Source organism: Halopseudomonas yangmingensis, from assembly GCF_900114825.1.
Taxonomy (GTDB): domain Bacteria; phylum Pseudomonadota; class Gammaproteobacteria; order Pseudomonadales; family Pseudomonadaceae; genus Halopseudomonas; species Halopseudomonas yangmingensis.
The window spans coordinates 21,671-41,690 of record NZ_FOUI01000017.1; the positions used below are offsets into that span (position 1 = coordinate 21,671).

The window sequence follows — 20,020 nt, forward strand, 5'->3', positions numbered from 1 at the left end:
ATGAGGTTACTTTCACGCCGCCCGGCCTTGCTCGGCGCGCTGCTCGGCTGGCTGCTGCTGGCCGACAACAGCCAGGCCGACAGCTCGCAGCCGACCCACGAATTCACCCTGGACAACGGCCTGCGGGTGATTGTTCGCGAGGATCACCGCGCTCCGGTGGTGGTCTCCCAGTTGTGGTACCGGGTCGGTTCGAGTGACGAGCCACCGGGCCTGACCGGTATTTCCCACGCCCTTGAGCACATGATGTTCAAGGGCAGCGAGCGGGTCGCGCCGGGCCAGGCCTCGCGCCTGCTGAGCCAGCTCGGCGCCCAGGAAAACGCCTTTACCAGCCGCGACTACACCGCCTATTACCAGATCATCGGCCGCGACCAGCTGGCCATCGCGCTGGAACTGGAGGCCGAGCGCATGCACCGCCTGAGCCTGCCGGAGGACGAGTTCCTGCGCGAGATGGAGGTGATCCGCGAGGAACGCCGCCTGCGTGTGGACGACAACCCCAACGGGCTGGCCTGGGAACGCTTTTCCACCCAGGCCTGGATGGCCAGCCCCTACGGGCAGCCGGTGATTGGCTGGATGCATGACATCGAACGCCTGAGTATCGACGACCTGCGCTACTGGTACCAGCGCCATTACCGGCCGGCCAACGCCCTGCTGGTGGTGGTCGGTGACGTTACCCTGGACGAGGTTCGCGGGCTCGCCGAGCGCTATTTCGGGCCAGTTCCCGGCACTCCGGCGCCGCCACGCAAGGCCGCGCTGGAACTGTCCGCTGGCGGCGAGCGGTTTATCCAGCTGCGCCCCGGTGTGCAGTTGCCGACCCTGCTGATGGCCTTCAACGTGCCCGGCCTGCAGACCGCCGCCGAACCCTGGGAGGCCGATGCCCTGCGCCTGCTGGCGGCAGTGCTGGATGGCGGCTACAGCAGCCGGCTGATCAGTCGACTGGAGCGCGGCAGCCAGTTGGCCACCCGCGCCGGGGCCAGTTATGACGGCTTTACCCGGGGCGACAGCCTGTTTGTCTTCAGCGGTATTCCCAACAATGCCCGCGGGGTTGATCTGCAGCAGCTGGAGCAGGCCCTCTGGGAACAGATCGAGGAACTGCAGAACCAGCCACCGACCGAGGCCGAGCTGCAACGGGCACGCACCCGCATGCAGGCGTCGCAGGTCTATGCACGCGACAGCATCAGCCAGCAGGCCACGCAGATCGGCCAGCTGGAAAGCCTTGGCCTGTCCTGGCAACTGATCGACAGCGATACCGAGCGGCTGGCACAGATCAGCCCGGAACAGGTCAGCGAGGTGGCGCGCCGTTACCTGCAACGTGAACGTCTGACCCGCGCCCATGTCTTGCCCGACCAGGAGAACCAGCCATGACGACCCAGCCCAGTCGCGGCCTGCGCCGTCTGCTTGCCCTGCTGCTGTTGCCGGCCCTGCTGGCGACTCTGCTGTGGAGCACCCTGCAACAACCGGCGCCACCGGAAGCACCGCAAGCCCCGGATGCGGCACCTCAGATTGCCGGTCTGGAAGACCTGCCGGCGCTGGAATCACTGGCGCTGCTGGCCGGGCAGAGCCCGCCGGCGCGCCGCCAGCTGAACCTGCAGCACTGGAACACCAGTCAGGGCACCCCGGTGTATTTCATGCCGGCCAGCGAATTGCCGATGCTTGATGTACGTCTGCTGTTCGCCGCCGGCTCGGCCCGCGATGGTGACTATCCGGGGCTGGCGAGCATGACCAATGCGCTGATCTCCGAAGGCACCGCGCGCCTGGATGCCGATGCGCTGGCCGACGCCTTCGAGAGTCTGGGTGCCGAGTTCAGCCACAGCTCGCACCGCGACATGGGCGTGATCAGCCTGCGCACCCTGAGTGATCCGGCGGTGCAGTCGGCGGCACTGGCGCTGCTGCGCGAGGTGCTGGCCGGCCCAGCCTTCACTGCCGAGGCACTGGAGCGGCTGCGCCAGCAGCAGCTGGCCGGCCTGCGCATGCGCCTGCAAAGCCCGGCGGCGCAGGCCAGCGAGGCATTCTGGCGCGAGTTCTGGGGCAAGCATCCCTATGCGCAACTGCCCGAGGGCACCGCAGAAAGCCTGCTGGCACTCCAGCCGGAGCAGCTGCAGGCGTTCTACCGTGAGCATTACAGCGCCGGCAACGCGGTCCTGGCACTGGTCGGCAACCTCAGCCGCAGCGAAGCAGAGGCGCTCGCCGAGCAACTGGCCGCCGCCCTGCCGGCCGGGCCGCGACTGCCGGCCACGGCCGCCGCCGACAGCCACGGCCAGGGCCCCCGGCATGTCGCGTTTGCCTCGCAGCAGGCACATATCCTGATCGGCCAGCCGCTGATCGAGCGCACCCATCCGGACTATCCGGCGCTGTATGTGGCCAACCAGATGCTTGGCGGTTCGGGCTTTGGTTCGCGGCTGATGGAAGCGATCCGCGAGCAGCGCGGACTGTCCTACTCGGTCAGCAGCCAGTTGCTGCCGATGCAGGGCGGCGGGCTGTGGATGATCAGCCTGCAGACCCGCGCCGATCAGGCCGAGCTGGCGCTGGAGGTGGTCGAGCAGACCCTGCAGCAGTTTGCCGAACAGGGGCCGGATGCCAGCGAACTGGCGCGCAGCCAGCGGCAGATCCTCGGCGAGTTTCCGCTGAGCACCGCCAGCAATGCAGCGATTGTCGGGCAACTGGCGGCCATCGGCTTCCACCAGTTGCCGCTGAACCATATGCAGCTGTTCCTTGAGCAGATCCAGCAGCTACAGCCGGAGCAGGTACGTGATGCCTTCCGCCGCCACCTGCCAGCCGACCAGCGCCTGCACCTGGTGCTCGGCCCGGCGCCGGAGGCCGAAGTCGAGGTCAAGGTAGAGGCCGGCAGCGAGGTGCAGCCATGAGCCGCCGCCCTCGTCCGGCAGTCGGTGCCGAGCGCAGCCACCACCAGTTGCGCATCATCGCCGGTGAATGGCGCAGCCGGCGCTTTGCCTTCAGCTGTGCGCCCGGGCTGCGGCCAACCCCGGACCGGGTGCGCGAAACCCTGTTCAACTGGCTCAGCGGCGAAATTGAAGGCCGTCGCTGCCTGGACCTGTTCACCGGCAGTGGCGCGCTGACCCTTGAGGCGCTGTCGCGCGGTGCGGCCTTTGCGCTGGCCTGCGACCAGGATCGTCAGGCCATCGACAGCCTGCGCCAGCACCTGCAGACGCTTGGCTGCGAGCGCGCCGAACTGCGCCAGCAGGATGCCCTGCAACTGCTGGCCGGCAGCCCGGAAACGCCCTTTGATCTGGTATTTCTCGATCCGCCGTTCCATCAGGGCCTGCTGCAGCCGGCCTGCGAGGCGCTGGAACAGCAGGGCTGGCTGAGCCCGCGCGCCTGGGTCTATCTGGAAAGCGAGCAGCCTCCGAGCCGGCTGACACTGCCCGGCAACTGGCAGTTGTACCGCGAGAAGTCCGCCGGGCAGGTGTTCTACAGCCTGTGGCACCGCCAGCCGTGACGCCCTTTCGCCCGGCCCGCTGGCTGCCCGGCGGGCATACGCAGACGCTGTTTGCTCCGCTGCTGCGGCGCCCGCCGGCATTGCCGCGCCGACGCCAGCGGCTGGCACTGGAGGATGGCGACTTCCTCGATCTGGACTGGCTGGAACAACGCCAGCCGGATGCACCGCTGCTGATTCTGCTGCACGGGCTGACCGGCAGCTCCGCCTCCAGCTATATCCTCGGCCAGCAGCAGGCCGCTGCGGCACTCGGCTGGGACACGCTGGCAGTGAACTGGCGCGGCTGCTCGGGCGAGCCGAACCAGCGCGCACGCAGTTACCATTCCGGCGCCAGCGAGGATCTTGCCGAACTGCTGGCGCACCTGCGCAGCCGCTGGCCGCAGCGGCGGATGGCGGCGATCGGCTTTTCACTGGGCGGCAACCTGCTGCTGAAATACCTCGGCGAGGCCGGCGAAGCAGCCGCCCTGCAGGCCGCGGTGGCGGTATCGGTGCCGTTTCGCCTGGATCACAGCGCACTGCGCATCCGTCACGGCTTTTCGCGCGTCTACCAGGCGCGTTTTATGCGCGACCTGCTGGCCTATGTACGGACCAAGCAGCGGCTGTTCGAGCACCACGGCCGGCATGCCGAGGCGGCCCGTCTGACCGCCCTGGGCAGCCTCGACGGGCTCGACAGTCTGTGGGATTTCGATGACCGGGTGACCGCACCGCTGCACGGCTACGCCAGTGCCGAGGACTATTACCGGCGCTGCAGCAGCCGCTTCTTCCTGCCGCAGATCCGCGTGCCGACCCTGCTGGTTCAGGCGCTGGATGACCCCTTTGTGTATCCGCAGAGCCTGCCCCAAGCCAATGAGTTGCCCGACTGCGTGACCTTCGAGCTGCATGCCCGTGGTGGCCATGTCGGCTTTGTCGAGGGCCCGCCCTGGCGACCCGCCTATTACCTGGAGCGCCGCCTGCCGCTGTGGCTGCAAAAGCAGCTGTGCCACTGAACCAGCGCCTGCTCAGGCTGGCCGATACTCCGCCAGCATCGCCTCATACGCATCGCGTGCCGCTTCGCTGACCAGCCCGCGCTCCTGTACCAGCACCTGATAGATACCCTGGCGCATATGCTCCGGCTGCAGCGGCGCACTGCTGTCCTCGACCAGCACACTGCTGACGAACTTCAGCCAGCCGGTCAGCAGCAGCCAGCTGTTCACCGCCAGCGCCTGCGGGTCGGCCTCGCCGGCACGCAGAATGCCGGCATCGACCAGCGCCTGATAGATACGCCGGCCACTGTCGATGCATTGGTGGGCAAAGCGCCGGTACTCCGCCGCCAGCTGCAGATCCGCCTCCAGCAGACTTTCCAGATCCCGGTGCAGGAAGCGGTACTGCCACAGGCCGCTGAATATGCCCTCCAGATAGCGGCGCTTGTCCTCGGTACCCAGCTCCCGGCCGGATGGCAGATCCAGCAGACTGATCAACTGGCTGCGGTAGCGGGCGAACAGCTCGGCGACAATCTGCGGCTTGTTACGAAAGTGGTAGTACAGGTTGCCCGGCGAGATCCCCAGGTGCGCGGCTATATGGTTGGTACTGACCTGCCGCTCGCCCTGTTCGTTGAACAGCTGCAGGCTGGCCTGAAGGATGCGCTCGCGGGTTTTCATGGGTTTCTCCGTTTCTCGACTGGTTGACAGTCTAGAGCAACTACTCTAAAAATGTCAGCCACAACAACAAACACAGCGCCGGAGCCGCCATGACCACCGAGCAAGACAGCCTTATCGAAGCGATGCAGCAGGTGTTCGCCCGCCAGCGTCAGGCTTTTGCTGCGCAGCCAATGCCCGACGCCGAGAGTCGCCGGCAGATGCTGCACGGGCTTGGCAAGGCTTTGGTAGCCCACCAGCAGGCGCTGATCGAGGCGATTGACCGGGACTTCGGCCGCCGCAGTGCCGACGAAACCCGGTTGGCCGAGCTGCTGCCGAGCATCGAGGCGGTACACTACGCGCGCAAGCGCATCCGCCGCTGGATGAAACCCTCGAAGCGCCGGGTTGGCGCGGCCTTCCAGCCGGCCAGCGCGCGGGTCATCTACCAGCCACTCGGGGTGGTCGGCATCATGGTGCCGTGGAACTACCCACTGTACCTGGCCATCGGCCCGCTGGTCGGCGCACTGGCCGCCGGCAACCGGGTGATGATCAAGATGAGCGAATCCACCCCGGCCACCTGCGCTGCGCTGCAGCAACTGCTGGGGGAATTGTTCGACACCGCGCAGGTGGCGGTGTTCGGCGGCGAGGTGGAGGCCGGGATTGCCTTCTCGCGGCTGCCCTTCGACCACCTACTGTTTACCGGTGGCACCGGCATTGGCCGGGCGATCATGCATGCCGCCGCCGACAACCTGACTCCGGTCACCCTGGAGCTGGGCGGCAAGTCGCCGGCGATCATTTCCGCCAGCGTGCCGCTGCGCGACGCCGCCGAGCGCATCGCCTTCGGCAAGGCCTTCAATGCCGGGCAAACCTGCGTTGCCCCGGACTATGTGTTGTGCCCACGTGAGCGCATCGCCGAGCTGGTGGATGAGCTGCACCGCCAGCTGTCGCACATGTACCCGAGCCTGCTGAACAACCCGGACTACACGCGGATCATCAATCAGCGCCAGTACCAGCGCCTGCGCCAGTGGCTGGACGAGGCCGCCAGCGCTGGCGCCCAGCTGATCGAAATCAACCCGGCGGCGGAAAATCTTGAGGGCAGCGGGCTGATCGCGCCGACCCTGGTGCTTGACGCCCCGGCGGATTGTGCGCTACTGCGCGAGGAGATCTTTGGCCCGATCCTGCCGATTGTGCCCTGCGACTCGCTGGATCAGGCACTCAGCTACATTGCCGAGCGGCCGCGCCCGCTGGCGCTGTATTTCTTTGGCTACGACCGTAGCGAGCAGCAGCGGGTGATGCAGCACAGCCACGCCGGCGGCATGTGCATCAACGACACCCTGCTGCATGTAGCCCAGGACGACCTGCCGTTTGGTGGCATCGGCCCCTCCGGCATGGGGCACTACCATGGCCATGAGGGCTTCCTGACCTTCAGCAAGGCCAAGGGTGTGTTCATCAAGCAGCGCTTCAACGCCGCCCGGGTGATCTATCCCCCCTACGGCGGCAGGCTGCTCAAGCTGGTCTATCGGCTGTTTATCCGCTGAGCCGATCAATTGCCTGCCCCGGGAAACAGATAGCCATGCCGCCTCTTAACCACAGCTCGCTAAGCCGACGCCAACTGCTCAAGCTCGGCATGGGTGCCAGCCTGCTACTGGGCGGTGCCGGGATTGCCGCAACACTCGGTAGCTGCTCACCGAACCAGCCGGCCAGCAGTTTTGCCGTGCTGAGAGATGCTGACCTTGAGGTGCTGCGCGCACTGGTTCCGGTTATTGTCGGCGACCACCCGGCGATGAGTCCCGACACCGTCAATAGCACCCTCCAGCAACTGGATAAAAGCCTGCTGTACAGTTCGCCACAGGTTCACAAGGACCTGCATGACCTGCTAGGCATGCTCAGTCTGGGCTTGCTCCGTGGTCCGCTAACCGGTATCTGGGGCAGCTGGAACAACGCCAGCGCGCAACAAGTCGAGACCTTTCTGCAAGGCTGGCGCGACAGCCGCGTGCAACTGCTGCGCCAGGGCTACGTTGCCCTCAGCCAACTGCTGCTGATGGCCTGGTACGCCCAGCCAATGTCTTGGGCAGAGACCGGCTACCCCGGCCCGCCACAACTCTGAACCTGCCACCCGAGAGACCACACCCATGTCACGAACAGACCCCTTTGCGCAGGGCATGGCCAGCGGCTGGCAGGTGCTGGATGCCGCCGAACTGTCGGATGACAGCCAGTTCGACGCGGATGTAGTTATTATCGGCACAGGAGCCGGTGGTGGAACCAGCGCCGAGATACTCGCTGCAGCCGGTCTGCGCGTTCTGCTGGTGGAAGAAGGTGCCCTGAAAACCTCCAGTGACTTTCACAACGACGAAGCCAAGGCTTATGCCGATCTCTATCAGGAAGGCTCGCTGCGTACTACCCGGGATGCCGGAATAGCCATTCTGCAGGGGCGCGCGGTAGGTGGCACCACTACCGTCAACTGGACCAGCAGTTTTCGTACACCACCTTTGACCCTGCAGCACTGGGCCAGCCAGCATGCGGTGCAAGACCTGACTAGCGAGAGTCTCGCGCCCTGGTTCGCCCGGATGGAGCAGCGACTGGGCATCGAACGCTGGAGCCTGCCACCCAACGCCAACAATGACGTGCTGCGCAAGGGCTGCGAGGCACTGGGCTGGCACTGGGCAGTAATCCCCCGCAACGTTCGCGGCTGCTGGAATCTGGGTTACTGCGGCACCGGCTGTCCGGTCAACGCCAAGCAATCGATGCTGGTAACCACGCTTCCGGCAGCACTCGAGCAAGGCGCCATCCTGATCCACAGGGCACGCGCCCAGCGGCTGGTGTTCCAGGGTAATCAGGTGAGCGCGGTCGAGTGTCGGGCAATGAACCGCCAGCAAACCCGTGCCGACGGCCCGACTCTGCTGCTGCGTGCCCGCCATGTGATTGTGGCTGGCGGCGGCATCAACAGCCCCGCCCTGCTGCTACGCTCCAAGGCACCGGACCCTTACAACAGGCTCGGCAAGCGCACCTTCCTGCACCCGGTCTGTTTCACCCTGGCGGAATTCGAGCATCCGATCAACGGGTTCTACGGCGCACCCCAGTCAATCTACTCGGATCACTTCCAATGGCCGCAGGGTACTGACGGACCGATGGGCTTCAAGCTCGAGGTACCACCGATGCAACCCAGCATCAGCTCAGCCCTGCTGGGCGGGCATGGCAATCTGAACCTGGAGCGCATGCGCCAACTGGCCAATAGCAATATCATGCTGGCCCTGATGCGTGACGGCTTCGACCCGCAAAGCCCCGGCGGCGCCGTACAACTGCGCAGCGACGGCACACCAACGCTGGACTACCCGCTCAACGACTATCTGTGGGAATCTGCCCGTCGCGCCACCCTGGCCATGGCAGAAATCCAGTTCGCGGCTGGCGCCCGCCGTGTGACGCCGATCCATGTGCGGGGGGTCCCCAGTCGCAACCTTGCCGAATTGCGCCAACAGGTCGACCTGCTCGACTGGCGCATCCATGATGTGCGGCTGTCGAGCGCCCACGTTATGGGTGGTTGCGCCATGGGTGAAGACCCGCAACAGGGGGTGGTCGACAGCCAGGGTCGCCACCACCAACTGGAGAATCTGTCGGTCCTTGACGGCTCCTTGTTCCCCACCAGTGTTGGTGCCAACCCGCAATTGTCGATATATGCCGTTGTCGCCAAACTAGCCAATCAGCTGGCCGAACAACTGGGCAAGAGCTGATCCGGCAAGAATGCCCGCAAACAACGCAGACCCGTGACCCGACGCCTGCATTCAGCTACCATCTGCGCAACGAGCCACTGAAGCAGGATTCGCCGCATGAACACCGTTCTCTATCCGGGCACCTTCGACCCTATCACCAAGGGTCATACCGATCTGGTCGAACGCGCTGCCCGCCTGTTCGATCGCGTGGTGGTAGCCATTGCCGCCAGCCCGAAGAAAAATCCGGCCTTCCCGCTGGAACAGCGTGTCGAACTGGCCAGAGAAGTCCTGCGGCACCTGCCGAATGTCGAAGTGGTCGGCTTTTCCAGCCTGCTGGCGCATTTTGTCGATGAGGTCGAGGCCAATGTGTTGCTGCGCGGCCTGCGCGCCGTTTCCGACTTCGAGTACGAGTTCCAGCTGGCCAACATGAACCGCCAGCTGGCACCGCATGTGGAAAGCCTGTTCCTCACCCCGTCGGAAAAATATTCCTATATTTCCTCGACGCTGGTGCGCGAAATCGCCGCGCTGGATGGTGATGTCAGCCAGTTCGTCCACCCGGCCGTACACCAGGCGCTGATCAAGCGCTACCACGCCTGACCCTGCGGAGATCCAGTCCACCATGGCCCTGATCATCACCGATGACTGTATCAACTGTGACGTCTGTGAGCCCGAGTGCCCGAACGGTGCTATCTCCCAGGGTGAGGAGATCTACGTCATCGACCCCAACCTGTGCACCGAGTGCGTTGGCCATTACGACGAACCCCAGTGCCAGCTGGTATGTCCGGTAGACTGCATTCCGCTGGACCCGGCCCATGTCGAAAGCCCTGAGGAACTGATGGAGAAATACCGCATCCTCACCGGCAAGGCATAACCATGCTGTTGCGCCGCCTGTGTCTGCTGCTTGGCCTGTTGCTGGCCGCCAGCGCGCAGGCGTCCGGCCCAGGCCAGCCGGCGGTGGCCACCGCCCACCCACAAGCGACCGAAGCCGCCCACGCGATCATGGCCGCCGGCGGCAATGCCTTCGATGCGGCGATTGCCGCCGCTGCCACCCTTGGTGTAGTCGAGCCCTATGGCTCGGGCATTGGTGGCGGTGGCTTCTTCCTGTTGCGCCGTGCCAAGGACGCAGAAACCGACTACCTGTTTCTGGATGCCCGAGAGCGCGCGCCGCTGGCTGCCCACCGTGATCTCTATCGGGATGCCGATGGCCAGGTCAGCCGGCAGGCGTCGCTCAATGGTGCCCTGGCCGCAGCAATCCCCGGCCTGCCGGCGGCGCTGGTGGAACTGGCCGAACAGCATGGCCGGCTGCCGCTGACGACCACTCTGGCACCGGCGATTGCCGCCGCCGAGCAGGGCTTTGCGGTGACCTCGCGCTACCGCGCACTGGGCAGCTTCCGGGTCGCGGCGATGCAGGCCGATGCGGAAACCGCCCGGCTGTTCCTCGATCAGGGTGAACTACCGGCTGAAGGTTATGTGGTAAGGCAGCCAGAGCTGGCAGCTACCCTGCGTGCGCTGGCTCACGAGGGACGTGACGGTTTCTATGCCGGTGCCGTGGCAAAGCAACTGGTCAGTCATGTGCAACACCACGGCGGTATCTGGCAGCAGGCCGATCTGGATGAATACCAGGTAGTCTGGCGCACACCGATCCGCTTCCACAGTCAGGGCTTCGAGATCATCAGTGCGCCACTGCCCTCGGCTGGCGGTATCGCCCTGGCCGGCATTCTGCAAGGTCTGGAGCAACTGCCAGCCACCGCCCCCGGCTCGGTGCAGCAGACCCACCAACTGGTCGAGCTGATGCGCCGCAGCTACCGCGACCGCGCCCTGCTGCTGGGTGACAGCGACCATGTACAGGTTCCGGTGGCCCAGCTGATTTCGCCAGCCTGGGCGGCGCAGCTGGCCGCCAACATCGACACGCAGCGCGCCACCCCAAGTGCTGAACTGGGCCCGCCGCTGACCTTCAAGGAAGGCACCCATACCACGCATTTCTCGCTGATCGACGCCGAGGGCAATGCGGTTGCCGCCACCCTGAGCATCAATCTGCCGTTCGGCGCCGCCTTCAGCGTGCCCGGCACTGGTGTGCTGCTGAACAATGAAATGGACGACTTTGCCGCCGACCCGGCAGGACGCAATGAATACGGACTGGCCGGCAGCGAGGCGAATGCCATCGCGCCGGGCAAGCGCCCGCTGTCGAGCATGACCCCGAGCATGCTGGAAAATGACCGGCATCTGGCGATTCTCGGCACGCCGGGTGGCAGCCGGATCATCAGCATGGTGCTGCTCGGCAGCCTGCAGGCGATTCAGGGGCAGCCAGTGCAGCAGTGGGTCAGCCTGCCGCGCTTCCACCACCAGTACCTGCCGGACCGCATCCAGCTGGAACGCCAGGCACTGCCCGAGCAGCGCGAGGCGCTGCAGGCGCTGGGGCATGAATTACAGGAAGTTGAGCGCGACTACGGCGACATGCAGGCGGTGCACTGGGACAAGGCCGCCAACCGACTGCAAGCCGCCAGCGACCCGCGCGGGGTGGGTCTGGCCGAGGTCAGGCCGGAGCCCGAAAGGCACTGATCAGACGCCGACCACCGGCTCGATTTTCTCGCGCCGGCCAGCACTGCCGCCGCCCTCGGCATCCTTGTCGGACTCTGGCGGCAAGGGCAGCCTGGCGCCGTCATACAAGGCCATGTGCGCCTGCAGCAGGTTTTCCCGCACCGCCAGCAGGTAATGCAGGTCATTCAGCAGTGAAGTGGCCTGCCAGCCGTCCAGCTCACGGTTACGCAACCGCAGTTGTACCTGCTGCTGGAATTCATTGGCAAAGCGCTGTTGCTGGCTGTGGAACTCCGCCAGCAGGGCACTACGTGCCTCGTGATCGCCCTCGACATCGGAGATCCGCAGCATGTCCAGCAGCGCCTGCCCGGCCTGTTCGCGCAGCCCCAGATAAGCTTCGCGCAATGCCGGCTGGTCGCTGTCGACCTGGCGCCGCAGGTTGCCCTGCAGATGCTTGGCGGCCTTGACCGCCTCGACCAGATCACGGGCAGCGAGGTTGTGATCCATCAGTGCCTGCTGCTGCTCCGGCAACAACGACAGGTCCATATGGCTGATAAAGTCCACCACATCGGCATACACGCCCTTGATGTGGCGTTCATACAGGCTGTCGGCATCCTCACGCTGATCCGCCGGTACCGCTACCTGCAGATGCCGGTGCAGCAGCTCGCGGCTCATGCCCTGTTGCAGCCCCGGCGGCAAATAGAGTGCTGCGGCCACCACCTGACGACTCAGGGCCGCCATATGCCGCAACTCCTGACTGAGCACCTTGAGCGCCGCATCCGCGTGCAATAGCGATGACTCGTTCAGGTAAATGGCCCGGGTACGCGGCTGCTCACTCAGCACCACCGGTTCGATCTGCGGACCGCTGACCGGTTGCGGATCAGGCAGCCAGCGCATCAGCAAACGCACCATCAGCGGAATCAGCGGCAGCATCAGCAACAGCCCGAGCACGTTGAACAGGCTGTGGAACAGCGCCAGCTTGAGGGTCCAGGCATCTGCGGCGATATGCAGCAGTTCGGCCAGCCAGTCGACCAGTCTGGTCAGCGATGGCAGGATCAGCAGTGCCACAGCACCCGTTATCAGATTGAACAGGATATGCGCGCCGGCCAGCCGGCGCCCGGCGTTGTTGCTGCCGAGCGCGCCTATCAGTGCGGTGACCGTGGTCCCCAGGTTGGCACCAATCGCCATGGCCAGGGCGTTGGCATAGGCCAGCTGGCCGCTGGCCAGTGCCGCCAGGGTAATCATCAGGGTGGCATGGCTGGACTGCATCAGCACTGTGGCCAGCAGGCCAAGCAGGGTGTACGCCAACACGCCCAGCCAGCCGCTGAGATGGTACTCACTAAGATCCAGTACGCCTTCAAACGCCTCAAAGCCTTCCTTCATCAGGTCGATGCCGAGGAACAGCAGTCCGATACCCAGCAACACCTGACCGACGCCCCTCCAGAACGGCTCGGTACGGCGGGCCATGATCACCCCGAGCACCAGCATCGGCATGGCCACCGTGGCCAGGTCGATTTTCAGTCCGACCAGCGCAATCAGCCAGGCGCCGGTGGTGGTACCCAGGTTTGAACCAAAGACGATACCAATACCGGCAACCAGGCTGATCAGCCCGGCACTCAGAAAGGCAATACTGAGCAGGGTTACCAGAGAACTGGACTGGACCAGCGCGGTACTGACCACGCCGAACAACAGGCTTTTCCACAGCCGGTTGGTGCTTTTTCCCAGCCAGCGCTCAAGAGCCCCGCCGGTAAAGGCACGAAAGCCATCCTCAAGGTGGTGCATGCCCATCATGAACAAGGCGACACCAGCCCCCAGCGTAGCCAGTTCGGGACGCCAGAAAAACAGCACGACAAGAACCAGCAAGCTGGCTGGCAACCAGCCAGGCTTGAGATAAGCGGGCATTCAGATCACTCGACGCAACCGGGTGGCCTGCGCGCTGGCACATGGCAGGTCACCCGAGAACACATCAGCGCTGTTCGTCCATGTATTGACGGCCAGCCCCGGTCTTGGTGCAACCAAGGCAACGTACAAAGGTTTCACGGCCGGGGCGCACGACCAGTTCCTGGCCCGCCTCGCGGGTATTACCGGCAATCGCGGTAAACGGCAGACTGACCACAAAAGCAGCCGCGCCGACCGCAGTAACGCCCAGCAGCAGCGGTCTGGCAATGACCAGATCGCCAACCATGGCATAAAAGCCGGGGTTTTCGACCTCTTCCTGGTAGCCATAAGTGTTGGCCATGGCGCTGCCAGACAGCAGCAATCCAGCCATAAAAGCGGTGACAGTAGTTAACAGGCGCATGATGTAATCCCTGGTTGTGGCCCGACAGGCGTTGTTGTTGGTGAGGTATCTCCTTTCCCGGAAGATACGCACTGCCCTTGCATTGTAGGCACATTTGTGGCGCTTGAGGAATCGCCCGTCTGCAATCTACTGCGTGCTAATGCTGGCAATTGCGACAGAATACGCTGCTGCGCTGTCCCAGACGACATTCGGACAGCGTCCTGCCACAGATCTTGCACGGATCGCCCGCGCGCCCGTAAACGAACAGTTCCTGCTGGAAATAGCCTGGTTTGCCGTCACCTCCGACAAAATCACGCAAGGTGGTTCCACCGCGCTGGATGGCATGCGCAAGAACCCGGCGCACTTCCTCCGCCAACCGCTGGTAGCGCGCACGACTGATGCGCCCAGCCTCGCGACGCGGGTCGATCCCGGCAGCAAACAAGGCTTCGCTGGCGTAAATGTTGCCAACGCCAACCACCACAGCGTTATCCATGATGAAGGGCTTGACCGCCATCTGCCGGCCCCGCGAGCACTGGTAAAGGCGCTCCCCATCAAACTCGTCGGACAGGGGTTCCGGCCCCAGACTGGCCAGCAATGGATGGGTTTCACCGGCACGACACCAGAGCATCGCACCAAAACGACGAGGGTCGTGGTAGCGCAGCAGCATCCCGGAATCCAGGGCAATATCCACATGATCATGCTTGCCTGGCGCCGTCTGCGCCGACACCAGACGCAGACTTCCGGACATCCCCAAATGACTGATCAGAGTGCCGCCGCCAATATCCATCAACAGATATTTTGCTCGGCGGCGTATCGCGGAGAAACACTGGCCTTCGATCTGGATAGCCAGATCTTCCGGTATCGGCCAGCGCAAGCGCGGGTTGCGTACCGTCAGGGCTTCAACCCGCCGGCCGAGCAAATAGGGCTCGATGCCGCGGCGGGTGGTTTCGACTTCAGGCAGTTCGGGCATGGGACCTCGACACTCAATAGCAAACAACAGCGGCACAGAAGCACTTATAAGTTACCGCTATCAAAAAACCGGAAAAAAAAGCCATTGATTCTTTAGAAAAGTTGAACCAAACATTGTTGGCCCGGTCAGAATTGTTGAATGGCTGGTCAAGCCCTTCAAGCTCCTTAGATGTGATTTGGTTTAGTGTTGGCAGACATACCGGGCATCCCCTCCTATCCCTGGCACAGCCCGGTAGTTAGACCCCGAACTTTCCCTCCCCATATGAAGTTCGGGGTTTTTTTTGCCTGATTTTCAGCCAAACCACCAGCCAGGAAACCTTGATCAGCGTTTACTCTATTCCGGCTGCGCTGGCAGCTCCTCGACATCCTCATCGGCAAACAACCAGCGATTCAGCTGCGCATGGGCCTCATCGACACCCTGACGCTTGGGCGCAGAAAACAGCTGCACGCTGATCTCGCCGGAAAACTCCTTGCGGATGCGCGACTGCACCTTCAACAGAGCGCCCTTGGCCGCGCCGAACGCCAGCTTGTCGGCCTTGCTCAGCAGCACATGCACCGGCAGACCGCCAGCCGAAGCCCAGTCCATCATCATGCAGTCAAAATCCGACAGCGGATGTCGGATATCCATCACCAACACCACTCCGACCAACGACTGACGCTGGTTCAGATAGGCATCCAGATGCTTTTTCCAGTGCTCCTTGAGCTCCAGCGGCACCTTGGCAAAACCATAACCGGGCAAATCCACCAACCGACGCCCGTCATCCAGCCGGAAAAAGTTGATCAGCTGAGTGCGTCCAGGGGTTTTCGAGGTACGCGCCAGGCGTGCGTGGGTCAGCGTGTTCAGGGCGCTCGACTTGCCGGCATTGGACCTGCCGGCAAAGGCAACCTCAACGCCCTCATCCGGGGGGCACTGGGCAAACAGGCTCGCGCTTTTGATAAAGGTCGACTGCTGGCACAGGCTGCGCAGCACGGAAATTTCGGACATGACGGTTCCATCAGGAAGAGCTGCCACACGGGCAGGGAGATCTTTCACGTTTGGTGCAAGCTTAGTATATAATGCTGCGGTTTTATATCCGCCGACAGCGCATTTGAGCAGCCATGGGCTCCTTGACGTTGCACCTGCCGGTCGGGATCGCTAGCATGGTGCAGCATGAAAGCCGGCGCAGAACCGGACATTTGCCCAAGCCGGAAGCAGACCGAACAAGGGCCGCGACCTTGAAGATCGCAGCCGAACACGTTTTTTCAGCCGTTATTGGATTAGCCGATGAATAAATTACTCGTAAGTCTGGTGTTATCCCTCGGTGTGGCCGGTACGGCCCAGGCCCTGCCCGGTGATGCCGAAGCAGGCAAGGACAAGGTTGCCATGTGCGCGGCCTGTCATGGTGCCGATGGCAACAGCATGCTGCCCAACTTCCCCAGCCTGGCCGGTCTGGGACAAAAGTATCTGCAAAAGCAGATGCTGGATATCAAGGAAGCCCGCCGACCGGTGGTCGAAATGACCGGCATGCTTGACGCTCTCAGCGTTCAGGATCTCTGGGATATCGCCGCTTTCTACGACAGCCAGACACCCAAGCCCGGCGTAGCCAATGCGGATGCTGAAGTTCTTGCCCGTGGCGAAGCCATCTTCCGTGGCGGCAATCTGGAAACTGGCCTCCCCGCTTGCACCGGCTGCCACTCGCCAACCGGCAAAGGTAATGATCCGGCTGGCTATCCGCGCCTGGCTGGACAGCACGGCGCCTATATCGCCAAGCAGCTGACCGATTTCCGTGAAGGCGATCGCACCAACGATGGCGACACCATGACCATGCGTACCACCGCCAGCCGTCTGAGCAACAAGGATATCGAAGCGGTATCTGCCTACATTCAGGGCCTGCGCTGAGGGCTGCAGTGTCCGCCACTGGCGGATGCTGTTTGCCGGATGTTTCGCGGCACTGTGCAAAGAGGGTGGCCTGTGCCACCCTTTTTTCATGACACCCCGCAAGGAATCTTTACCCTGCGCCGGGGTCAGACTTGCAACATACCTTGACGAGGGACTTACATGCGCAACTGGCTATCCTTTGCCCTGATCTGGCTTCTGGGCTCCCTGACGCTGGCCCAGGCTGCACCCTTTCAGGCCGGCAAGCATTACGTGGTATTGCCGGCGCCGGCCACCACCCAGGAACCGGACAAGATCGAAGTGGCCGAACTGTTCTGGTACGGCTGTGGTCACTGCTACACCCTTGAGCCCATCATCCAGAACTGGAAGACAACCCTGCCGGAAGATGTGCATTTCCGTCAGGTTCCGGCCCTGTTTGGCAACCTCTGGAATATCCATGGTCAGTTGTTCTTCACCCTGGAAAGCCTTGGCAAGCTGGACGAGGTTCACCCGGCAATCTTCCAGGCCATCCACAACCAGAGCAACCGTCTGGACACCGAGAAGGCCATGCTTGAGTTTGTTGCCCCTTATGGTATCGAAGCCGATGAGTTCAAGCGCGCCTGGGGCTCCTTCGGTGTACGCAGCAAGATGGGTGAGGCCAACCGACTGGCCCGCGCTTACCGCGCCACCGGCGTGCCGACACTGATTGTGAATGGCAAGTACCGCATCGAAGGTGGCATGGTCGGGGGCTTTGAAGAAATGCTCAAAGTGGCCGAATTCCTGGTTGAACAGGAGCGCAAGCCGACGGCCGCCAACACCCCTGTAGAGCGGTAACAGGGCCGCACATGCGGGCCGCCGGCAATATCCCCTGGCAGCGCATCACCCGCGGCCGCATGGTGGCGGGTGATCTGTGCCGGAACCCGCACTGCATTGATACCGAATCCAGCCTGCCTGACGTGCTGCGCCTGCTCAGCTTCAACATCCAGGTCGGCATCAATACCCAGCGCTACCACCACTATCTGACTCGCGGCTGGCAGCACCTGCTGCCGCATGCCGGTCGCCAGCAGACCCTGTCACAGATTGCGCAGCTGCTGCATGGCTTTGATCTGGTCGCCCTCCAGGAAGTTGACGGCGGCAGCTTGCGTTCAGGCTTTGTCAATCAGGTCGAACATCTGGCCCGTGAAGGGCAGTTCCGCTACTGGTACCAGCAACTCAATCGCAACCTCGGGCGCTTTGCCCAGCACTCCAATGGCCTGCTGACGCGCTACGCACCTAGCCTGCTGGAAGACCACAAGTTGCCCGGTATGCTGCCGGGGCGCGGCGCCATCATCACCCAGTTCGGCGATGGTCCTGATGCCCTGTTGGTGGTCATGATGCACTTGGCCCTCAGTACCAGAACACGCGCCCTGCAACTGGGTTACATCCGCGAACGCATCAGTGACTTCAAACATGTGGTGCTGATGGGCGACATGAACACGCATGCCGAAGATCTGCTGATTCACTCCCCGCTGAGCAGCGCCAACCTGTATTGCCCGGCACTGCCTGCCACTTACCCGAGCTGGAAGCCATCACGTGTACTGGACCATATCCTGCTCAGCCCGGATCTCGGCATCGAGCAGGTCGATGTGTTACCGCAGGCGATTTCCGACCATCTGCCGGTCGCCATGCATATCCGCCTGCCGGCGCGGTTGACTTCCAGCACTGGCGAGTCCGCGAATAACTGATTAACCTTGCAGCAACCGTTGCCAGGCAACCCAGACCGATAATGGAACTTCCGATGGCAGATCACCCCGAGGCCAGCCCCGCATCCTCCGACCCGTCTGGCGGCGCGCGGGAGGAGCTGTTCAAGCGTGCCCTGATCCGCCTGAGCATAGCCGCAGAAAATATTGACCCGGCACTCGACCAGCAACTGACCCAGCTACGCGAAGCACTGCGAGGCACCTCAGCGCCCGAGCAATTTGCCAAGCTGCTACCAAAACTCGAACGCAGCGTTCTGGAGCTGGATGACCGGCGACAGAATGAGCTCGAACGGGTGCGTTCGGCGTTGCACAAGCTACTCAACAGCCTGCAGTCCACCCTGCCGGAAGACCGTCAACCAGAGCTGGACAGCCTCAGAAAAATCCTGTCTGACAGCGCCCGACATGCGGCACCGTTAATTGACCTTGCAGCACGCAGCATCGAACTGTTCCTGGCTGGCGACCATGGCGCCGCCTCCCCTGCGGTAGTCCGCCCGCGCAGCCTGCTCTCACGCCTGTTGCGTCGCAGCCCGAGTGACACCACAACAGAGGAACTGCCAGAGGCCAGTAATCCGGAAAATACCGACTCCGGCGACAGCCGCTCAGTGTCCGGCCCGATCATTGCCGGCGAGGAGCAGAGTTACTCCCAGGTCGCGGCACACGTTGAATCGATATTGCTCAATCTGCTCGACCAGTTGCAGGTAGCCAGCCACGAACACGGCCGGCGCGATCGCCTGCGATCGCGTCTGGCCAGCGGACTCAACTGGTACGAACTGGCTGCCCTGCTGGATGACCTGAGCCTGATGATTCTGTCCAACCAGAATGGCCGTCAGGACGATTTCGAAGAGTATCTCAAGCAGCTCAACCAGCGCCTCGCCCAGTTCCAGCATAGCCTTGGTGATACACATGACGCCTATCGCCAATCCAGCAACTTCGAACAGCAGTTCGAGGGCATGCTTCGCCAGCAGGTAGCCGGACTGCATGCGGATGTTCGTGACGCAGTTGATCTGGAAGCACTGAAACACACCGTGGAGAACAAGCTCGAACAACTCATGGAAGAGGTCGATCAGAGCCGCCAGCTTCGCCAGCAACACGAACTGGCAGTCGCCAGCAAGCTCCAAGGCATGGTGGAGCGCATCCAGTTGATGGAGACCGAAGCCCAGACCTTCCGCCAGCATCTGGATGACCAGCAGCGCAAGGCCATGCTCGACAACCTGACCGGGCTGGCCAACCGTGCAGGGCTGGAAAAGCGCATGCAGGAAGAGTTCGAGCGCTGGCAGCGCTATGGCGGCCAGTTACTGCTGGCAGTGATAGATGTCGACCATTTCAAGCAAATCAATGACAGCTTCGGCCATCTGGCCGGTGACAAGGTGCTGCGGTTGATCGCCCAGCAATTATCCCGGCGGCTGCGAAAAAGCGACTTTATCGGTCGCTTTGGCGGAGAAGAGTTCGTCGCACTGATGCCGGGGACCACTCCCGAGCAGGGCCACAAGGTACTTGACGAGATTCGCCAGGGCATCGAAAACAGCCCCTTCCATTACAAAAACGAACCCGTCTCGGTGACCATTTCCATCGGCTACAGCGCACTGCATCGCGGCGATAGCCTGGAAAGCGTCTTTGAGCGGTCAGACCAGGCGATGTATCAAGCCAAACAGCAGGGACGCAATCAGGTTGTCGAAGGCACCTGAGCCTTGCCAACCAGCCAGACTTTCTGTACAAGAAAGTATCATCGATCAATTCTTGTAGAAGATTATTGCCATGAGCCTGCCCTGCCGGGGTTGTACCCCTGATTGCCAGAACCGCTCACGCTGTGGCGGCAAGCCCTGGCGCATGCCGCCGGTGCCAGTGAACGGTAAGTCCGCCGGGAAAACCGCCA

General features: G+C 63.1%; 19 protein-coding genes. 14 read left to right on the top strand and 5 right to left on the bottom strand.

The window, feature by feature from the left end:
• The 4 genes from BMZ23_RS13255 to BMZ23_RS13270 are packed head-to-tail and all read left to right on the top strand — an operon-like array spanning position 1 to position 4,437.
• Positions 1 to 1,362 (top strand): M16 family metallopeptidase, encoded by a 1,362-nt coding sequence (locus tag BMZ23_RS13255; RefSeq protein WP_093478355.1) that lies wholly within the window; start codon positions 1 to 3, stop codon positions 1,360 to 1,362.
• Complete coding sequence (locus tag BMZ23_RS13260; RefSeq protein ID WP_093478358.1) at positions 1,359 to 2,861, top strand: M16 family metallopeptidase; 1,503 nt, start codon at positions 1,359 to 1,361, stop codon at positions 2,859 to 2,861. The genes BMZ23_RS13255 and BMZ23_RS13260 overlap by 4 nt, the downstream gene beginning before the upstream one ends.
• The gene (gene rsmD, locus BMZ23_RS13265; protein ID WP_093478361.1) at positions 2,858 to 3,454 is read left to right on the top strand and encodes a 16S rRNA (guanine(966)-N(2))-methyltransferase RsmD; all 597 of its coding nucleotides are present in this window, start codon (positions 2,858 to 2,860) and stop codon (positions 3,452 to 3,454) included. Before BMZ23_RS13260 ends, rsmD begins: the two co-directional genes overlap by 4 nt.
• Entirely contained in the window at positions 3,436 to 4,437 is a 1,002-nt protein-coding gene (locus BMZ23_RS13270; protein ID WP_245748229.1) for a hydrolase, read from the top strand. Before rsmD ends, BMZ23_RS13270 begins: the two co-directional genes overlap by 19 nt.
• Before the next feature lie 12 nt (positions 4,438 to 4,449).
• Here BMZ23_RS13270 and BMZ23_RS13275 read toward each other — a convergent pair whose 3' ends face one another.
• Positions 4,450 to 5,088 (bottom strand): TetR/AcrR family transcriptional regulator, encoded by a 639-nt coding sequence (locus BMZ23_RS13275; protein WP_093478365.1) that lies wholly within the window; start codon positions 5,086 to 5,088, stop codon positions 4,450 to 4,452.
• A gap of 89 nt (positions 5,089 to 5,177) precedes the next feature.
• Between BMZ23_RS13275 and BMZ23_RS13280 the strand changes: the two genes are divergently transcribed.
• From BMZ23_RS13280 to ggt, 6 genes are all read left to right on the top strand, one after another.
• Positions 5,178 to 6,602: a coniferyl aldehyde dehydrogenase gene (locus BMZ23_RS13280; protein WP_093478368.1), complete on the top strand. Its 1,425-nt coding sequence runs from the start codon at positions 5,178 to 5,180 to the stop codon at positions 6,600 to 6,602.
• A 35-nt stretch (positions 6,603 to 6,637) separates the two neighbouring features.
• A complete protein-coding gene (locus tag BMZ23_RS13285; protein ID WP_093478371.1) occupies positions 6,638 to 7,171 on the top strand; it encodes a twin-arginine translocation pathway signal protein in 534 nt (177 codons plus the stop codon).
• A gap of 25 nt (positions 7,172 to 7,196) precedes the next feature.
• The gene (locus BMZ23_RS13290; protein WP_093478374.1) at positions 7,197 to 8,792 is read left to right on the top strand and encodes a GMC family oxidoreductase; all 1,596 of its coding nucleotides are present in this window, start codon (positions 7,197 to 7,199) and stop codon (positions 8,790 to 8,792) included.
• Between the two features lie 96 nt (positions 8,793 to 8,888).
• Complete coding sequence (gene coaD, locus BMZ23_RS13295) at positions 8,889 to 9,368, top strand: pantetheine-phosphate adenylyltransferase (protein WP_093478377.1); 480 nt, start codon at positions 8,889 to 8,891, stop codon at positions 9,366 to 9,368.
• A 22-nt stretch (positions 9,369 to 9,390) separates the two neighbouring features.
• A complete protein-coding gene (locus BMZ23_RS13300) occupies positions 9,391 to 9,642 on the top strand; it encodes a YfhL family 4Fe-4S dicluster ferredoxin (RefSeq protein WP_093478380.1) in 252 nt (83 codons plus the stop codon).
• Positions 9,643 to 9,644: 2 nt separating this feature from the next.
• Complete coding sequence (gene ggt / locus BMZ23_RS13305; RefSeq protein WP_245748230.1) at positions 9,645 to 11,330, top strand: gamma-glutamyltransferase; 1,686 nt, start codon at positions 9,645 to 9,647, stop codon at positions 11,328 to 11,330.
• On the opposite strand, the gene BMZ23_RS13310 is transcribed toward ggt, so the two are convergent.
• The 4 genes from BMZ23_RS13310 to yihA form a co-directional block, all read right to left on the bottom strand.
• Positions 11,331 to 13,208, bottom strand: a complete 1,878-nt coding sequence (locus BMZ23_RS13310) for a Na/Pi cotransporter family protein (protein WP_093478383.1) — start codon at positions 13,206 to 13,208, stop codon at positions 11,331 to 11,333.
• Positions 13,209 to 13,272: 64 nt separating this feature from the next.
• Entirely contained in the window at positions 13,273 to 13,575 is a 303-nt protein-coding gene (locus tag BMZ23_RS13315) for a hypothetical protein (RefSeq protein ID WP_425431699.1), read from the bottom strand.
• Between the two features lie 166 nt (positions 13,576 to 13,741).
• The gene (mutM, locus tag BMZ23_RS13320; RefSeq protein ID WP_093478389.1) at positions 13,742 to 14,554 is read right to left on the bottom strand and encodes a bifunctional DNA-formamidopyrimidine glycosylase/DNA-(apurinic or apyrimidinic site) lyase; all 813 of its coding nucleotides are present in this window, start codon (positions 14,552 to 14,554) and stop codon (positions 13,742 to 13,744) included.
• Between the two features lie 333 nt (positions 14,555 to 14,887).
• The gene (yihA, locus tag BMZ23_RS13325) at positions 14,888 to 15,538 is read right to left on the bottom strand and encodes a ribosome biogenesis GTP-binding protein YihA/YsxC (RefSeq protein WP_093478392.1); all 651 of its coding nucleotides are present in this window, start codon (positions 15,536 to 15,538) and stop codon (positions 14,888 to 14,890) included.
• A 279-nt stretch (positions 15,539 to 15,817) separates the two neighbouring features.
• Between yihA and BMZ23_RS13330 the strand changes: the two genes are divergently transcribed.
• From BMZ23_RS13330 to BMZ23_RS13345, 4 genes are all read left to right on the top strand, one after another.
• A complete protein-coding gene (locus BMZ23_RS13330) occupies positions 15,818 to 16,432 on the top strand; it encodes a c-type cytochrome (protein ID WP_093478395.1) in 615 nt (204 codons plus the stop codon).
• A gap of 159 nt (positions 16,433 to 16,591) precedes the next feature.
• Positions 16,592 to 17,242 carry a thiol:disulfide interchange protein DsbA/DsbL gene (locus tag BMZ23_RS13335; RefSeq protein ID WP_093478397.1) on the top strand — a complete coding sequence of 217 codons (651 nt, stop codon included), beginning with the start codon at positions 16,592 to 16,594 and terminating at the stop codon, positions 17,240 to 17,242.
• 11 nt (positions 17,243 to 17,253) lie between these two features.
• Positions 17,254 to 18,132 carry an endonuclease/exonuclease/phosphatase family protein gene (locus BMZ23_RS13340; RefSeq protein ID WP_425431698.1) on the top strand — a complete coding sequence of 293 codons (879 nt, stop codon included), beginning with the start codon at positions 17,254 to 17,256 and terminating at the stop codon, positions 18,130 to 18,132.
• 53 nt (positions 18,133 to 18,185) lie between these two features.
• Positions 18,186 to 19,832 (top strand): GGDEF domain-containing protein, encoded by a 1,647-nt coding sequence (locus BMZ23_RS13345; protein WP_177197289.1) that lies wholly within the window; start codon positions 18,186 to 18,188, stop codon positions 19,830 to 19,832.
• Positions 19,833 to 20,020 lie beyond the last annotated feature (188 nt).

What these genes read in the sequence shown, in the direction of transcription:
- rsmD (WP_093478361.1), top strand. Translation starts at nt 2,858, where the DNA reads ATGAGCCGCCGCCCTCGTCCGGCAGTCGGTGCCGAGCGCAGCCACCAC.
- BMZ23_RS13300 (WP_093478380.1), top strand. Translation starts at nt 9,391, where the DNA reads ATGGCCCTGATCATCACCGATGACTGTATCAACTGTGACGTCTGTGAG.
- BMZ23_RS13255 (WP_093478355.1), top strand. Translation starts at nt 1, where the DNA reads ATGAGGTTACTTTCACGCCGCCCGGCCTTGCTCGGCGCGCTGCTCGGC.
- BMZ23_RS13280 (WP_093478368.1), top strand. Translation starts at nt 5,178, where the DNA reads ATGACCACCGAGCAAGACAGCCTTATCGAAGCGATGCAGCAGGTGTTC.
- BMZ23_RS13310 (WP_093478383.1), bottom strand. Translation starts at nt 13,208, where the DNA reads ATGCCCGCTTATCTCAAGCCTGGCTGGTTGCCAGCCAGCTTGCTGGTT.
- yihA (WP_093478392.1), bottom strand. Translation starts at nt 15,538, where the DNA reads ATGTCCGAAATTTCCGTGCTGCGCAGCCTGTGCCAGCAGTCGACCTTT.
- mutM (WP_093478389.1), bottom strand. Translation starts at nt 14,554, where the DNA reads ATGCCCGAACTGCCTGAAGTCGAAACCACCCGCCGCGGCATCGAGCCC.
- BMZ23_RS13345 (WP_177197289.1), top strand. Translation starts at nt 18,186, where the DNA reads ATGGCAGATCACCCCGAGGCCAGCCCCGCATCCTCCGACCCGTCTGGC.
- BMZ23_RS13315 (WP_425431699.1), bottom strand. Translation starts at nt 13,575, where the DNA reads ATGGCTGGATTGCTGCTGTCTGGCAGCGCCATGGCCAACACTTATGGC.
- BMZ23_RS13330 (WP_093478395.1), top strand. Translation starts at nt 15,818, where the DNA reads ATGAATAAATTACTCGTAAGTCTGGTGTTATCCCTCGGTGTGGCCGGT.
- coaD (WP_093478377.1), top strand. Translation starts at nt 8,889, where the DNA reads ATGAACACCGTTCTCTATCCGGGCACCTTCGACCCTATCACCAAGGGT.
- BMZ23_RS13335 (WP_093478397.1), top strand. Translation starts at nt 16,592, where the DNA reads ATGCGCAACTGGCTATCCTTTGCCCTGATCTGGCTTCTGGGCTCCCTG.
- BMZ23_RS13260 (WP_093478358.1), top strand. Translation starts at nt 1,359, where the DNA reads ATGACGACCCAGCCCAGTCGCGGCCTGCGCCGTCTGCTTGCCCTGCTG.
- BMZ23_RS13290 (WP_093478374.1), top strand. Translation starts at nt 7,197, where the DNA reads ATGTCACGAACAGACCCCTTTGCGCAGGGCATGGCCAGCGGCTGGCAG.
- BMZ23_RS13340 (WP_425431698.1), top strand. Translation starts at nt 17,254, where the DNA reads ATGCGGGCCGCCGGCAATATCCCCTGGCAGCGCATCACCCGCGGCCGC.
- ggt (WP_245748230.1), top strand. Translation starts at nt 9,645, where the DNA reads ATGCTGTTGCGCCGCCTGTGTCTGCTGCTTGGCCTGTTGCTGGCCGCC.
- BMZ23_RS13275 (WP_093478365.1), bottom strand. Translation starts at nt 5,088, where the DNA reads ATGAAAACCCGCGAGCGCATCCTTCAGGCCAGCCTGCAGCTGTTCAAC.
- BMZ23_RS13285 (WP_093478371.1), top strand. Translation starts at nt 6,638, where the DNA reads ATGCCGCCTCTTAACCACAGCTCGCTAAGCCGACGCCAACTGCTCAAG.